The sequence below is a fragment of the Pseudomonas sp. LBUM1646 genome (assembly GCF_059716165.1).
On record NZ_CP166810.1, the window covers coordinates 2,069,772 to 2,085,296 of the forward strand.

Genomic DNA, 15,525 nt, shown 5'->3' on the forward strand with positions numbered 1-15,525 from the left:
GGAATTACTCTGCGGTATGAGCGTCGGTGGCGCAGGCGGGTTTGCCAGCAGCGTATTTAAGACTGGGGTCGACCAGCGCATCAAAGCGTTTGAGCGCTTCGGAGCCGATCAGGAGCGGGTATTGGAAGGCGCTGCGGTCGGTCAGGTTCACTTCGATGCTGCGCAAGGCCGTACCCATGCAGATATCCAGTTCGATCACCGGGCGGGCGGTGTACTTCTTGCCTGCTTCCGGGTCGTAGTCGCCGGCCCGGCGCTTGATCTTGCTGACTCGGGCCAGGGGGCGTTCGATCGGGTGCGAATGCGCGGCGTCGATCGCGAGATAGAAGCGCACCCAGGATTCGCCATTGCGTTTGAAACGCTTGATGTCCCGCGCACTTAAAGAAGCGGTTTTCGCCCCGGTGTCGAGTTTGGCGGCGACTTCCAGATCAATGCCGTTCAGCGAGGCGTACTCGTTGAGGCCGTACACAGTCTTTTCCCCCGCAGCAGCTACACCGGGCAGGAAAAGAAAATAAAGGAATGTGGTGAAGGGCTTGAGTCTCATAAATCCTGGGTGCGCAGCGGTCCGTACTTCGATTCAAGGCCCTGGCATCACTGCGCAAGCTCCCTCGTATGCCTATCAGCTATTTATGACAAGCCGTGCAGATGCAGATGACAAGCAAAGGCGGGCGGCATTCTAGCACGGTGGTTTTATGGCGCCACCGCTGGCAGGGGGCTATAAACAAGGGAGCTGCTTCGTTATGGTGCGGGCGGTTATTAGACGATTGTCGACAATACCTATTTATCCTTTGACTAAACGGCCTGTATTCGCTAGTTTTTGCCGCATTAGCTTTCAAGGTGTCGACAATATGCTGGATCAACTCGATCCCCCAGTGATTGCGCAGGACGACTCGGAAACACTTTCCGAGAACGTCTTCCGGCGCATCCAGGCGGCCATCGTCAAAGGCGAGATCGCTCCCGGCAGCAAAATCTCCGAGCCGGAGCTGGCCCGCACCTATGGCATCAGCCGCGGGCCGCTGCGCGAAGCGATCCATCGCCTGGAAGGTCAGCGCCTGCTGGTGCGCATACCGCACGTCGGGGCGCGGGTGGTATCGCTGAGCCATGCCGAGTTGCTGGAACTCTACGAAATCCGCGAATCCCTGGAAGGCATGGCCTGTCGCCTGGCCGCCGAGCGCATGACTCTCGAAGAAATCGACGAGCTGCGCCGGGTCCTCGAAACCCATGAGCGCGATGCGGCGTTCCAGGCCGGGGTCGGCTACTACCAGCAGGAAGGCGATTTCGACTTTCATTACCGGATCATCCAGGGCAGCGGCAACCGCACCCTGACCCAGATGCTCTGCGGCGAGCTGTATCAACTGGTGCGCATGTACCGCATCCAGTTTTCCACCACACCCAATCGCCCGCGCCAGGCCTTTGCCGAGCACCACCGGATTCTCGACGCCATCGCCGACCGTGACGGTGAACTGGCCGAGTTGTTGATGCGCCGTCACATCGGCGCCTCCAAACGCAATATCGCCCGTCACTACCAGGACGGCGCTAATAAGACAGCCACTGAACGAGGTGAGTCATGAGTTCGAACAAGAGCACTCCAGGCCAGCGTTTCCGCGATGCGGTCGCCAGCGAGCATCCGTTGCAAGTCGTTGGCGCGATCAACGCCAACCACGCGCTGCTGGCCAAGCGCGCCGGTTTCAAGGCGATCTACCTGTCGGGTGGCGGGGTGGCTGCCGGCTCCCTCGGCGTGCCTGACCTGGGCATCACCGGCCTGGACGATGTGCTGACCGACGTGCGCCGCATCACCGACGTCTGCGACCTGCCTCTGTTGGTGGACGTGGACACCGGTTTCGGTTCCTCGGCGTTCAACGTGGCGCGTACCGTCAAGTCGATGATCAAGTTCGGCGCGGCAGCGATTCACATAGAAGACCAGGTCGGCGCCAAGCGCTGCGGTCATCGCCCTAATAAAGAAATCGTGTCGCTGCAGGAAATGGTCGACCGCATCAAAGCCGCCGTCGATGCCCGCACCGATGACAGCTTCGTGATCATGGCGCGTACCGATGCGCTGGCAGTAGAAGGTTTGGAATCCGCCCTGGATCGCGCCGCCGCGTGCATCGAGGCCGGCGCCGACATGATCTTTCCGGAAGCCATCACCGAACTGGACATGTACAAGTTGTTCGCCAACCGCGTGAAAGCGCCGATCCTGGCCAACATCACCGAATTCGGCGCGACGCCGCTGTACACCACCGAGCAACTCGCCGCTGCCGACGTATCGCTGGTGCTGTACCCGCTGTCGGCGTTCCGCGCGATGAACAAGGCCGCGGAAAACGTCTACACCGCGATCCGCCGCGACGGCACGCAACAGAACGTGATCGACACCATGCAGACGCGCATGGAGCTTTACGATCGCATCGACTACCACACGTTTGAGCAGAAGCTCGATGCGCTGTTTGCCGCGAAGAAATAATGACGAAAGAACCTTTGTAGCAGCTGCCGAGCCTGCGAGGCTGCGTCCGAGGCCGAAGGACTCGCCAAACCAGGCGATTGAGTTTTTCCGGTGATGCCGCGTATGCCGGGCTTACGACGGCTGCGTCGCCGAACGCTGCCTCGCGGTGCTCGACAGCTGCTACAGAGGGCGATGTAAACCGAAAGAAATTGCAGATTCCCTAAAAATTTCAAGATTGGAGACAGCAATGGCCGAAGCAAAAGTACTCAGTGGCGCCGGGCTCCGTGGCCAGGTTGCCGGGCAAACCGCACTGTCCACCGTGGGCCAGTCGGGCGCCGGCCTGACCTATCGCGGCTACGACGTTCGCGAACTGGCGGCTGACGCGCAGTTCGAAGAAGTCGCCTACCTGCTGCTGTACGGCGAACTGCCGACCAAAACGCAACTCGCTGCTTATATAGACAAACTGAGCAAGCTGCGCGACCTGCCGCAAGCGCTGAAAGAAGTGCTGGAACGCATCCCCGCCGACGCCCACCCGATGGACGTGATGCGCACCGGTTGCTCGTTCCTGGGCAACATCGAACCAGAGAAAGACTTCAGCGCCCAACACGACATCACCGACCGCCTGTTGGCCGCGTTCCCGGCGATCATGTGCTACTGGTATCGCTTCAGCCACGACGGCAAGCGCATCAATTGCGTGAGCGACGAACAGTCGATAGGCGGCCATTTCCTGCACTTGCTGCATGACAAGAAACCGAGCGAGTTGCACGTCAAAGTGATGAACGTGTCGCTGATCCTCTACGCGGAACACGAGTTCAATGCTTCGACCTTCACCGCCCGTGTCTGTGCGTCGACCCTGTCGGACATGTATTCCTGCGTTACTGCCGCCATCGGTTCCCTGCGCGGTCCGCTGCACGGCGGCGCCAACGAAGCGGCGATGGAAATGATCGAGCGCTTTTCGTCGCCGGAAGAGGCGATCAAAGGCACCCTCGGCATGCTCGAGCGCAAGGACAAGATCATGGGCTTCGGCCACGCGATCTATAAAGACAACGATCCGCGCAACGAGGTGATCAAGGCCTGGTCGAAAAAACTCGCCGACGAAGTGGGTGACACGGTGTTGTTCCCGGTCTCCGAAGCCATCGACAAGACCATGTGGGAGCAGAAGAAACTGTTCCCGAACGCCGATTTCTACCATGCGTCGACGTACCACTTCATGGGCATTCCGACCAAATTGTTCACACCGATTTTCGTCTGCTCGCGCCTGACCGGCTGGGCCGCGCATGTGTTCGAACAACGTGCCAATAACCGCATCATCCGCCCGAGCGCCGAGTACGTCGGCGTCGAACAGCGCAAGTTCGTGCCAATCGAACAACGCTGACCGGTGGGCCTGAGGCAGCTAACTGAAAGAACCGAGCACCCCTGTAGGAGCTGCCGCAGGCCGCGATCTTTTGATCTTCGGCGATTTTTGAATCGCTAGAGAATCAAGATCAAAAGATCGCAGCCTGCGGCAGTCCCTACGCGGGATCGGAGTCACTTCAGCATCGATGCCAGGCCCCACCTTTTGCAACTACCGTGACCGAGTCCTGACCTGATGAACACAGAATTCCGCAAACCGCTGCCCGGCAGCCATCTGGATTACTTCGACGTCCGTGCGGCGGTCGAAGCCATTCAGCCTGGCGCCTACGACACTCTGCCATACACCTCCCGCGTGCTCGCGGAAAACCTGGTGCGTCGCTGCGACCCGGCCACGCTCACCGATTCCCTGAAGCAATTCATCGAACGCAAACGCGACCTCGACTTCCCGTGGTTCCCGGCGCGTGTGGTGTGCCATGACATACTCGGCCAGACCGCTTTGGTCGACCTCGCCGGCCTGCGTGACGCCATCGCCCTGCAAGGTGGTGACCCGGCGCAAGTGAACCCGGTAGTGCCGACGCAATTGATCGTCGATCACTCCCTGGCTGTCGAGCGCGGTGGCTTCGATCCGGAGGCGTTCGAGAAGAACCGCGCCATCGAAGACCGTCGCAACGAAGACCGTTTCCACTTCATCAACTGGACCAAAAAAGCCTTCAAGAACGTTGATGTAATTCCGCCGGGCAACGGGATCATGCACCAGATCAACCTGGAGAAAATGTCGCCGGTGATTCAGGTGCGCGACGGCGTGGCCTTCCCGGATACCTGCGTCGGCACCGACAGCCACACCCCGCACGTCGATGCGCTGGGCGTGATCGCCATCGGCGTCGGTGGTCTGGAAGCCGAGAGTGTGATGCTCGGCCGTGCGTCGTGGATGCGCCTGCCGGAAAGCGTCGGCGTTGAACTGACGGGCAAGCTGCAACCGGGCATCACCGCCACCGACATGGTGCTGGCGCTGACCGAGTTCCTGCGCAAACAGAAAGTCGTCGGCGCCTGGCTGGAGTTCTTCGGCGAAGGCGCCTCGGCGCTGACCCTCGGTGACCGCGCGACCATTTCCAACATGGCCCCGGAATACGGCGCCACTGCAGCGATGTTCTACATCGATCAGCAAACCATCGACTACCTGAAGCTCACCGGCCGTGAAGACGAGCAGGTGCAGTTGGTCGAGAACTACGCGAAGACCACCGGCCTCTGGGCTGACAGTTTGAAGCATGCGCAATACGAGCGCGGCTTGAGCTTCGACCTGTCCTCGGTGGTGCGCAATATGGCCGGCCCGAGCAACCCGCATGCTCGCGTCGCGACCTCGGATCTGGCCGCTCAAGGCATCTCCGGCGAGTGGACCGAAGTGCCGGGCCAGATGCCGGACGGCGCGGTGATCATCGCCGCCATCACCAGTTGCACCAACACCAGCAACCCGCGCAACGTCATCGCCGCCGGCCTGCTGGCGCGCAATGCCAACAAGCTCGGTCTGACCCGCAAGCCATGGGTCAAATCGTCCCTGGCGCCGGGTTCGAAAACCGTCGCGCTGTACCTCGACGAAGCGGGTCTGACCAGCGAACTGGAGCAACTCGGTTTTGGCATCGTTGCTTTCGCCTGCACCACCTGCAACGGGATGTCCGGCGCACTCGATCCGGTGATCCAGCAAGAGATCATCGACCGCGATTTGTATGCGACTGCCGTGCTCTCCGGCAACCGCAACTTCGACGGGCGGATTCACCCGTACGCCAAGAACGCGTTCCTCGCTTCGCCGCCGTTGGTGGTCGCTTACGCCATCGCCGGGACCATCCGTTTCGACATCGAAAAAGATGTGTTGGGCGTGGTCGATGGTAAGGAAATCCGCCTGAAAGACATCTGGCCGAGCGACGAGGAAATCGACGCCGTGGTCAAGGCTTCGGTCAAGCCGGAGCAGTTCCGTCAGGTCTACATTCCGATGTTCGCCATCCACGAAGACACCGGCCCGAAAGTCACGCCGCTGTACGATTGGCGCGAGATGAGCACCTACATCCGCCGTCCGCCGTACTGGGAAGGCGCGCTGGCCGGCGCACGTCCGCTCAAGGGCATGCGCCCGTTGGCGGTGCTGCCGGACAACATCACCACCGATCACCTGTCACCGTCGAACGCGATCATGCTCGACAGCGCGGCGGGTGAGTACCTGGCGAAAATGGGCTTGCCGGAAGAGGACTTCAACTCTTACGCGACCCACCGTGGCGACCACTTGACCGCGCAGCGCGCCACCTTCGCCAACCCGAAACTGTTCAACGAAATGGTCCAGGAAAACGGCAAGGTCAAGCAGGGTTCGCTGGCTCGCGTCGAGCCGGAAGGCCAGGTGATGCGCATGTGGGAAGCCATCGAAACCTACATGGAACGCAAGCAGCCGCTGATCATCATCGCGGGCGCCGACTACGGTCAGGGTTCGTCCCGGGACTGGGCGGCGAAGGGCGTGCGTCTGGCCGGTGTGGAAGCGATTGCCGCTGAAGGTTTCGAGCGTATTCACCGCACCAACCTGGTGGGCATGGGCGTGTTGCCGCTGGAGTTTTTGCCGGGCACCGATCGTCACACCTTGGCCATCGACGGCAGCGAAACCTACGACGTGATCGGCGACCGCACCCCGCGGGCGCAGTTGACGTTGGTGATCAATCGTCTGAATGGCGAGCGCGTTGAAGTGCCGGTGACTTGCCGACTCGACACCGCCGAAGAAGTGTCGATTTACGAGGCGGGCGGCGTGTTGCAGCGTTTCGCTCAGGACTTCCTCGAAGAATCGGCGGTCGCCGTTTAAAACACGATGGGCAGGCAGGGGATTTCAAGTCCCCTGCCTGCTTTGAAGGAGTACCAATGACTCACGCACCGCAGATCAAAATCCCCGCCACCTACATGCGCGGCGGCACCAGCAAAGGCGTGTTCTTCAGCCTGCAAGACCTGCCCGAAGCGGCACAGATTCCCGGCCCGGTTCGCGATGCGCTGTTGCTACGGGTGATCGGCAGCCCCGACCCGTACGACAAGCAAATCGACGGCATGGGCGGCGCGACCTCCAGCACCAGCAAAACCGTGATCCTGTCGAAAAGCATCAAGGCTGATCACGACGTCGATTACCTGTTCGGTCAGGTGTCTATCGACAAGCCTTTCGTCGATTGGAGCGGCAACTGCGGCAACCTGTCGGCAGCGGTCGGCTCATTTGCCATCAGCAATGGCTTGGTGGATGCCAGCCGCATCCCGCACAACGGCGTTGCCGTGGTTCGCGTGTGGCAGGCCAACATTGGCAAGACCATCATCGCCCACGTGCCGATCACCAATGGTGAAGTGCAGGAAACCGGTGGTTTCGAACTCGACGGCGTGACCTTTCCGGCCGCCGAAGTGCAAGTCGAATTCATGGACCCGGCGGCGGAAGAAGAGGGCGGCAGCGGGTCGATGTTCCCTACCGGCAACCTGGTAGATGACCTCGAAGTGCCCGGCGTCGGGACCTTCAAGGCGACCATGATCAACGCCGGTATCCCGACGATTTTCATCAACGCCGAAGACCTCGGCTACACAGGCACCGAGCTGCAAGGCGCGATCAACGGCGACCCGAAAGCCCTGGCGATGTTTGAAACCATCCGTGCCTACGGCGCGTTGCGCATGGGTTTGATCAAGGACCTGGACGAAGCGGCCAAGCGTCAGCACACGCCGAAAGTGGCGTTTGTGGCCAAGCCTGCGGACTACGTGGCGTCGAGCGGCAAGGCGATTGCGGCGGGTGATGTCGACCTGTTGGTACGTGCGTTGTCGATGGGCAAATTGCACCACGCGATGATGGGCACGGCGGCGGTGGCGATTGGTACTGCGGCAGCGATTTCCGGGACGTTGGTGAACCTGGCGGCCGGTGGTATCGAACGTAATGCCGTGCGCTTCGGGCATCCGTCCGGGACCTTGCGTGTGGGCGCCGAGGCCAGCCAAGTGAACGGCGAATGGACCGTGAACAAAGCCATCATGAGCCGCAGTGCGCGGGTGTTGATGGAAGGGTTTGTGCGCGTGCCGGGCGACTCTTTCTAACGAACACATTCCCCTGTAGGAGCTGCCGAAGGCTGCGATCTTTTGATCTTGATTCTAAAAAGCAAAATCAAAAGATCGCAGTCTTCGGCAGCTCCTACAGGGATCGCATTTCAATAATAAGAATGATTAGTCCTGAACCGAGGTCCCATTAACGAACCACTTCAAGAGTGAATCGAACATGAGCGCCAACGTCGACCTGAACAACCGCCCCGACTACGACACAGTCCTGCAGGACATTGCCGACTACGTCCTCAACTTCAAGATCGAGTCCGCTGAAGCACTCGACACCGCCCGCAACTGCCTGATGGACACTCTCGGCTGTGGCCTGCTGGCCCTGCGCTTTCCCGAATGCACCAAACACCTGGGCCCGATTGTCGAAGGCACCGTCGTGCCGTTCGGTGCCCGTGTCCCCGGTACGTCATTTCGTCTCGATCCGGTCAAGGCAGCGTGGGACATCGGCTGCATCGTGCGCTGGCTCGACTACAACGACACCTGGCTCGCCGCTGAGTGGGGCCATCCGTCCGATAACCTCGGCGGGATTCTCGCGGTGGCTGATCACCTGTCGCAAAAACGTTTGGCCAATGGCGATGCGCCGCTGACGATCCGCGCAGTGCTGGAAGCGATGATCATGGCTCACGAGATTCAGGGCGTTATCGCCTTGGAAAACTCCTTCAACCGCGTAGGACTCGATCACGTGCTGCTGGTGAAAGTTGCCTCCACGGCAGTCACCGCCAAACTCATGGGCGCCAATCGCGAACAGCTGTTGTCGGCGTTATCCCACGCGTTTGCCGACGGTCAGGCGCTGCGCACCTATCGTCATGCGCCGAACGCCGGGTCACGAAAATCCTGGGCCGCCGGCGACGCTTCCAGCCGAGGCGTGCGTCTGGCGGACATCGCCATGCGGGGCGAAATGGGCATCCCCGGCGTGTTGACCGCCAAACAGTGGGGCTTCTACGACGTACTGTTCAGCCACACCAATAACGACCTGGCGCTCAAGCCTGAAGACAAACGCGCCTTCAGCTTCTCCCGCCAGTACGGCAGCTACGTGATGGAAAACGTGCTGTTCAAGATCAGCTTTCCGGCCGAGTTCCACGCGCAGACTGCCTGTGAAGCCGCCGTCACCCTGCACCCGCAAGTCAGGAATCGCCTGCACGAAATCGACAAGATCGTCATCACCACTCATGAGTCGGCGATTCGGATCATTTCCAAAGTCGGTCCGCTGGCCAATGCCGCGGACCGCGACCACTGCATTCAGTACATGACCGCCGTGCCGCTGGCCTTCGGCAACTTGGTGGCCGAGCAGTACGAAGACGACTTCCACGTCGCGCACCCGATCATCGATGTGCTGCGCGAGAAAATGGTCATCGTTGAAGAGCCGCGCTTCACCCGCGAATACCTGGAGGCTGACAAGCGTTCCATCGCCAACGCGATCCAGGTGTTTTTCAAGGACGGTTCCAGCACCGAGAACGTGGTGGTCGAATATCCAATCGGCCATCGCCGTCGTCGCATCGATGGCATTCCGTTGTTGGAAGACAAGTTCAAGGCCAACCTGGCGACGCGTTTCACCGCTCAGCGCAGTAATGAGATCTTTGCGTTGTGCAAGGACCAAGCGAAGCTGGAAGCAACGCCGGTGAACCGGTTTGTCGACCTGTTCGTGATCTGACGCCAACCCGTGCAGGCGCTGCCGAAGGCTGCGATCTTTTGATCTTTGCCGTTAAAAGAAAAATCAAAAGATCGCAGCTTTCGGCAGCTCCTACGGGGGGATTTACTCAACCTTTTAGCCATTTTTCGACCGGCAATTTAGTAATCGAAAACCCCGCCAAAAGCACCGCCGAATACCCCATCAACTCCCGCGACAGGCTTTGCCCCTCGTACCAAGCACCAATCATCACCGCGAACACCGGAAAAATAATAAACACGAACGACAGAATGATCGGGCTCAGTCGTTTGAGCAGCATGAAATAAACGATAAACCCGCCCACCGACGCCACCAGCCCCAGGTAGAGCAGGGCGCCCCATGAGCGCGAGGTGATGTCGTCGAACACCGGCGCCTCAACGTTCAGTCCCGCCATGAACAGCATCAAACCTGCGAGGCCGATGGGCAGCGTGTTGTAGGTGATCACGCTAATCGCCGCGCCTTGTTTCTTGGTGATCACGTAACACAGCGCATGCATCACCGCCGCCGCCAGAATCGCCAGCACCCCGAAGAACTCGGCATGATCCAGGTGCAGCCCCTGGCTGCGGATAATCATAAACAGACTGCCAAACCCGATGGCGATACCAACCACCTGCGAGGGGTAGATTCGCTCCCGCAAAAACACCGCCGAAAAGATCAGGATGAACACCGGCATGCAACTGAACAGCAGCGCCGTCAGCCCCGAGGACACGTGCATCTCGCCGTAGTTGAGCAAGTAATACGGCAGGCTGAAATACGACAGCGTGACGAACACGAAAAACCAGCGACTCTGCCGTGGGAACAGCAGCGGTTCGCGACGTAGCAGGGCGAAGCTCAGAAACAGCGGAAAGGCGATCAGAAAACGCAGGCCGGCGGCGGTCAGTGGCGGCACGCTTTCGACGGCGATCTTGATCCCCAGCCACGTGGTTCCCCAGCTCAGGCACACGATCAGGAACAGCACGCTGGTGACCAGTCCGGCCAACCAGGGTTTTCGAATACTTGAAGCGGTGCTAAGGGCCATGGACATGTTCGTGCTCCTTCGTCATCGGAATTGACCTGGTGACTGAATAGGTCTATCCCTGATTGAACCTGTTTTCAGCACGCTATTCGGGATGGAAATGACTGTCAAAGTAAGTATTGCCACGGTGTCAATCCTGCGCGAGGGCCTGGCCCATGGGCGCGGCGTCAAGTACAAGCGCCTGGCCGAGGCCCTGGAAAAAAGTATCGGTGAAGGCGTGATCGAACCCGGGAGCAAACTGCCGCCCCATCGTTTGTTGGCGGACAGCCTGGGCGTGACCATTGGCACCATCAGCCGTGCGTATGGCGAACTGGAACGGGTAGGGTTGGTGGTGGCGCGTGTAGGAGATGGCACTTATGTGCGTCAGCGCGGGATGGAACGGCCGCGGGATGCTGGCTTTCGCAATGTCAGCGACGAGCCTCAGCCGTTCTTCGACATGAGTCGGAATCAGCCGATTCCGGGGCAGGAAGCTGCCTTTCTCAGTCAGGGCCTGCAGGCCTTGGCAAGTGATCCACACACTTTGCAGCTGCTCAGCGGTTATACGGCCGATTGCGGGTTGCCGCGTCACCGTGCGGCAGGCGCGGACTGGCTGCGGCATCTGGAATTCGTCCCGAATCCCGAGCAAGTCATTTGCGTCAATGGCGGCCAGCACGGCTTGCTTTGCGTGTTGATGGCGCTGCTCAAACCCGGTGACACGTTGGTGACCGAGCATTTGACCTACCCAGGGCTGATCAGCGTTGCACGCATGCTCGGGATCAAGCTGATTGGTGTCGGCATGGATGACGAAGGGTTGTTGCCCGAAGCGCTGTCGGACGTCTGCCAGCATCATCGGGTATCAGCGCTGTACTGCACGCCGACGATCCAGAATCCTACGGCGGCAGTGATGTCGGTCCCACGGCGTGAGGCGATTGCCGAGGTCTGTCGTCAGCACAACTTGCTGATCATCGAGGACGAAGCCCATGCGGTTCTGGCTCAACAACGACCCTTGCCGTTAAGCCATTTCGCGCCGGAGCGTTCGGTGCTGATCGGCAGTCTGAGCAAAGCGGTTTCGGCTGGTTTGCGGGTCGGTTATCTGCACGCACCGCTGCCGTTGATCGGGCGATTGAGTGCCGCGTTGCGCGGGACGTGCTGGATGGCCAGCCCGCTGTCGATGGAGCTGGCGACTGCGTGGATTGAAAACGGTATCGCCGAGCAATTGCTGGGGCAGCAGATTGCCGAAATCAGCCGCCGCAAGCGATTGGTCAGCGCAGTGTTAGAAGATGTCAGTTACAAGACTCATCCCAATAGCCCGCACTTCTGGATCGAAGTGCCCGAGCCGTGGCGTGCATCGCAGGTTGCAGCGGAGCTGAAGGAGAATAATTATCTGGTGGCCACTGCCGAGGCGTTTGCGGTGGGGCATGGCGCGGTGCCGCAGTTTATTCGGGCGAGTGTGTGTAATTCGGCGGGGGATGATCGGTTGTTGCTGCAAGGGTTTGATGCGTTGGCGGGGGCGTTGAGGGAGACCGTGTAATCGTTCATCGCGGGCAAGCCTTGCTCCTACAGATCAAGCCTTGCCCGTCGTCGAAAAACTACTTGAACCGTCGCTCCACCCCTTTCTCCACGAGGATCTTCGCCGAAATCTCTTCCACGGAAAAATGCGTGGAGTTGATGTGGGGAATGTTCTCGCGGCGAAACAGATTCTCTACTTCACGCACTTCGAACTCGCACTGGGCATAGCTCGAATAGCGGCTGTTGGGCTTGCGCTCGTTGCGGATCGCGGTGAGGCGGTCCGGGTCGATGGTCAGGCCGAACAGCTTGTGCTGGTGGGCGCGCAGGGCGGCCGGCAGAGTCAGGCGCTCCATGTCGTCTTCGGTCAGCGGGTAGTTGGCCGCGCGGATGCCGAATTGCATGGCCATGTACAGGCACGTCGGCGTCTTACCACAACGCGACACGCCCACTAGGATCAGGTCGGCCTTGTCGTAATAATGCGTGCGCGCACCGTCGTCGTTGTCGAGGGCGAAGTTCACCGCCTCGATCCGCTCCATGTAATTGGTGTTACTGCCGATGGAGTGGGATTTGCCGACGGTGTAGGAAGAATGCTCGGTCAGTTCCTGTTCAAGCGGCGCCAGGAAGGTCGAGAAAATGTCGATCATGAAACCATTGGACGTTGCGAGGATCTCACGAATGTCCTGATTGACGATGGTGTCGAAAATAATCGGACGAAAACCATCGTTTTCGGCGGCTTTGTTGATTTGTTGTACCATGGCCCGCGCTTTATCGACGTTGTCGATGTACGGTCGCGTGAATTTGCTGAAGGTAATGTTTTCGAACTGCGCCAACAGGCTTTGCCCGAGGGTCTCGGCGGTAATACCCGTGCCATCGGAGATGAAGAAAGCAGATCGTTTCATTTGCACCTTGGGCCTTAAGCTAGTGAAGATTTCTGGATATGATAGGCGCGATTTGCTGGCCGCCAGTGGCCCGCATTCTCACTTATTTTCCAGGTCCAGGCCATACAGTCGGCAAAGGCTCCCCCGAGCCGCCGGCTTCTGAGCTTTTCCAACACAGTTAGTGGAGAGATCACCTTGGTAGAGTACGTAGTTTCCCTCGATAAGCTCGGCGTCCATGATGTAGAGCACGTAGGGGGCAAGAACGCATCCCTGGGCGAGATGATCAGTAACCTTGCAGGTGCCGGTGTTTCGGTGCCCGGTGGCTTCGCCACGACAGCTCAGGCTTATCGTGATTTTCTGGAACTGAGCGGCCTGAACGATCAGATCCATGCCGCGCTCGACGCCCTGGACGTCGACGATGTCAACGCCCTGGCCAAGACCGGCGCCCAGATCCGCAAATGGATCATGGAAGCCGAATTTCCCGAGAAACTTAACGCCGAGATCCGCACCGCATTCGCCACGCTGTCGGCCGGCAACCCTGACATGGCCGTGGCCGTGCGCTCTTCCGCTACTGCCGAAGACCTGCCGGACGCATCCTTCGCCGGTCAGCAGGAAACCTTCCTGAACATCCGTGGTGTCGAAAACGTCATTCGCGCCGCCAAAGAGGTGTTCGCTTCCCTCTTCAACGACCGCGCCATTTCCTACCGCGTCCACCAGGGCTTCGACCACAAGCTGGTAGCCCTGTCGGCCGGTGTGCAGCGCATGGTCCGCTCCGAAACCGGCACCGCCGGCGTGATGTTCACCCTCGATACCGAATCGGGCTTCCGTGACGTGGTGTTCATCACCGGCGCCTACGGCCTGGGTGAAACCGTCGTCCAAGGCGCGGTGAACCCGGACGAATTCTACGTCCACAAACAAACCCTTGAAGCCGGTCGCCCGGCGATCCTGCGCCGCAACCTCGGCAGCAAGGCCATCAAGATGATCTACGGCGAAGTGGCCACGGCCGGCAAATCGGTCAAGACCATCGACGTGGACAAGGCCGATCGCGCACGTTTCTGCCTGACTGACGCCGAAGTCAGCGAGCTGGCCAAACAAGCGATGATCATCGAGAAGCACTACAAGTGCCCGATGGACATCGAATGGGCTAAAGACGGCGACGACGGCAAGCTCTACATCGTTCAGGCCCGTCCTGAAACCGTGAAGAGCCGCACCCAGGCCAACGTCATGGAACGTTACCTGTTGAAAGAAACCGGCACCGTGCTGGTTGAAGGGCGTGCCATCGGCCAGCGCATCGGCGCCGGCAAGGTCCGCATCATCAAGGACGTGTCCGAGATGGACAAAGTCCAGCCAGGCGACGTGCTGGTCTCCGACATGACCGACCCGGACTGGGAACCGGTCATGAAGCGCGCCAGCGCCATCGTCACCAACCGTGGCGGTCGTACCTGCCACGCGGCGATCATCGCTCGCGAACTGGGGATCCCGGCTGTAGTCGGTTGCGGTAACGCCACCCAGCTGTTGAAAGACGGCCAGGGCGTGACCGTTTCCTGCGCGGAAGGCGACACCGGTTACATCTTCGAAGGCGAACTGGGCTTCGACATCAAGAAAAACTCCGTGGACGCCATGCCTGATCTGCCGTTCAAGATCATGATGAACGTCGGCAACCCGGACCGTGCCTTCGACTTCGCGCAACTGCCGAACGCCGGTGTGGGCCTGGCCCGCCTGGAGTTCATCATCAACCGCATGATCGGTGTTCACCCGAAAGCGCTGTTGAACTATGACGGTCTGCCTCAGGACATCAAGGACAGCGTCGACAAGCGCATCGCCGGTTACGACGATCCGGTTGGCTTCTACGTCGATAAACTGGTCGAAGGCATCAGCACCCTGGCCGCAGCGTTCACCCCGAAAAAGGTCATCGTGCGTCTGTCGGACTTCAAGTCCAACGAATACGCGAACCTGATTGGCGGCAAACTCTACGAGCCGGAAGAAGAAAACCCGATGCTGGGCTTCCGTGGTGCGTCGCGTTACATCAGCGAAGCGTTCCGCGATTGCTTCGAACTTGAATGCCGTGCCCTTAAGCGCGTGCGTAACGAGATGGGCCTGACCAACGTTGAAATCATGGTGCCATTCGTCCGCACCCTGGGCGAAGCGAGTCAGGTGATCGATCTGCTGGCCGAAAATGGCCTGGCCCGCGGCGAGAACGGTCTGCGCATCATCATGATGTGCGAATTGCCGTCCAACGCGATCCTCGCTGAAGAGTTCCTCGAATTCTTCGACGGCTTCTCCATCGGCTCCAATGACCTGACCCAGCTGACCCTGGGCCTGGACCGTGACTCCGGGATCATCGCTCACTTGTTTGACGAGCGTAATCCGGCGGTCAAGAAGCTGCTGGCCAATGCCATCCAGGCCTGTAACAAGGCTGGCAAGTACATCGGTATCTGCGGTCAGGGTCCTTCGGACCACCCGGACCTGGCCAAATGGCTGATGGAACAGGGCATCGAAAGCGTTTCGCTGAACCCCGATTCCGTACTGGAAACCTGGTTCTTCCTGGCTGAAGGCCAAGCTTCGACCTGATGGTGTGTGAACGACCGCTCACTGTAGGAGC

At 59.8% G+C, this 15,525-nt stretch carries 11 protein-coding genes; 8 read left to right on the plus strand and 3 right to left on the minus strand.

Going from position 1 to position 15,525, the window contains the following annotated elements:
• Window positions 1–4 precede the first annotated feature (4 nt).
• The gene (rloA, locus tag ACA071_RS09320) at window positions 5–541 is read right to left on the minus strand and encodes a retropepsin-like aspartic peptidase RloA (RefSeq protein WP_497644055.1); all 537 of its coding nucleotides are present in this window, start codon (window positions 539–541) and stop codon (window positions 5–7) included.
• 307 nt (window positions 542–848) lie between these two features.
• Here rloA and ACA071_RS09325 point away from each other — a divergent pair, with 307 nt between their 5' ends.
• The 6 genes from ACA071_RS09325 to prpD all read left to right on the plus strand — a co-directional run bounded on the left by ACA071_RS09325 (window position 849) and on the right by prpD (window position 9,527).
• Entirely contained in the window at window positions 849–1,568 is a 720-nt protein-coding gene (locus ACA071_RS09325; protein WP_208295457.1) for a GntR family transcriptional regulator, read from the plus strand.
• Window positions 1,565–2,455, plus strand: coding sequence for a methylisocitrate lyase (gene prpB / locus ACA071_RS09330; protein ID WP_010456549.1), 891 nt, complete (start codon window positions 1,565–1,567; stop codon window positions 2,453–2,455). The genes ACA071_RS09325 and prpB overlap by 4 nt, the downstream gene beginning before the upstream one ends.
• A gap of 226 nt (window positions 2,456–2,681) precedes the next feature.
• Entirely contained in the window at window positions 2,682–3,809 is a 1,128-nt protein-coding gene (prpC, locus tag ACA071_RS09335; protein WP_497644056.1) for a bifunctional 2-methylcitrate synthase/citrate synthase, read from the plus strand.
• 213 nt (window positions 3,810–4,022) lie between these two features.
• Entirely contained in the window at window positions 4,023–6,617 is a 2,595-nt protein-coding gene (gene acnD, locus ACA071_RS09340; protein ID WP_497644057.1) for a Fe/S-dependent 2-methylisocitrate dehydratase AcnD, read from the plus strand.
• A 56-nt stretch (window positions 6,618–6,673) separates the two neighbouring features.
• Entirely contained in the window at window positions 6,674–7,864 is a 1,191-nt protein-coding gene (gene prpF / locus ACA071_RS09345; protein ID WP_497644058.1) for a 2-methylaconitate cis-trans isomerase PrpF, read from the plus strand.
• Between the two features lie 178 nt (window positions 7,865–8,042).
• Window positions 8,043–9,527: a 2-methylcitrate dehydratase gene (gene prpD, locus ACA071_RS09350; protein WP_497644059.1), complete on the plus strand. Its 1,485-nt coding sequence runs from the start codon at window positions 8,043–8,045 to the stop codon at window positions 9,525–9,527.
• Between the two features lie 106 nt (window positions 9,528–9,633).
• On the opposite strand, the gene ACA071_RS09355 is transcribed toward prpD, so the two are convergent.
• Window positions 9,634–10,521 carry a DMT family transporter gene (locus tag ACA071_RS09355; protein WP_497645283.1) on the minus strand — a complete coding sequence of 296 codons (888 nt, stop codon included), beginning with the start codon at window positions 10,519–10,521 and terminating at the stop codon, window positions 9,634–9,636.
• Between the two features lie 136 nt (window positions 10,522–10,657).
• Between ACA071_RS09355 and ACA071_RS09360 the strand changes: the two genes are divergently transcribed.
• A complete protein-coding gene (locus tag ACA071_RS09360; protein ID WP_497644060.1) occupies window positions 10,658–12,067 on the plus strand; it encodes an aminotransferase-like domain-containing protein in 1,410 nt (469 codons plus the stop codon).
• 58 nt (window positions 12,068–12,125) lie between these two features.
• On the opposite strand, the gene ppsR is transcribed toward ACA071_RS09360, so the two are convergent.
• Window positions 12,126–12,944 (minus strand): posphoenolpyruvate synthetase regulatory kinase/phosphorylase PpsR, encoded by an 819-nt coding sequence (gene ppsR, locus ACA071_RS09365; protein ID WP_497644061.1) that lies wholly within the window; start codon window positions 12,942–12,944, stop codon window positions 12,126–12,128.
• A gap of 174 nt (window positions 12,945–13,118) precedes the next feature.
• Between ppsR and ppsA the strand changes: the two genes are divergently transcribed.
• Window positions 13,119–15,494 (plus strand): phosphoenolpyruvate synthase, encoded by a 2,376-nt coding sequence (gene ppsA, locus ACA071_RS09370; RefSeq protein ID WP_497644062.1) that lies wholly within the window; start codon window positions 13,119–13,121, stop codon window positions 15,492–15,494.
• Window positions 15,495–15,525 lie beyond the last annotated feature (31 nt).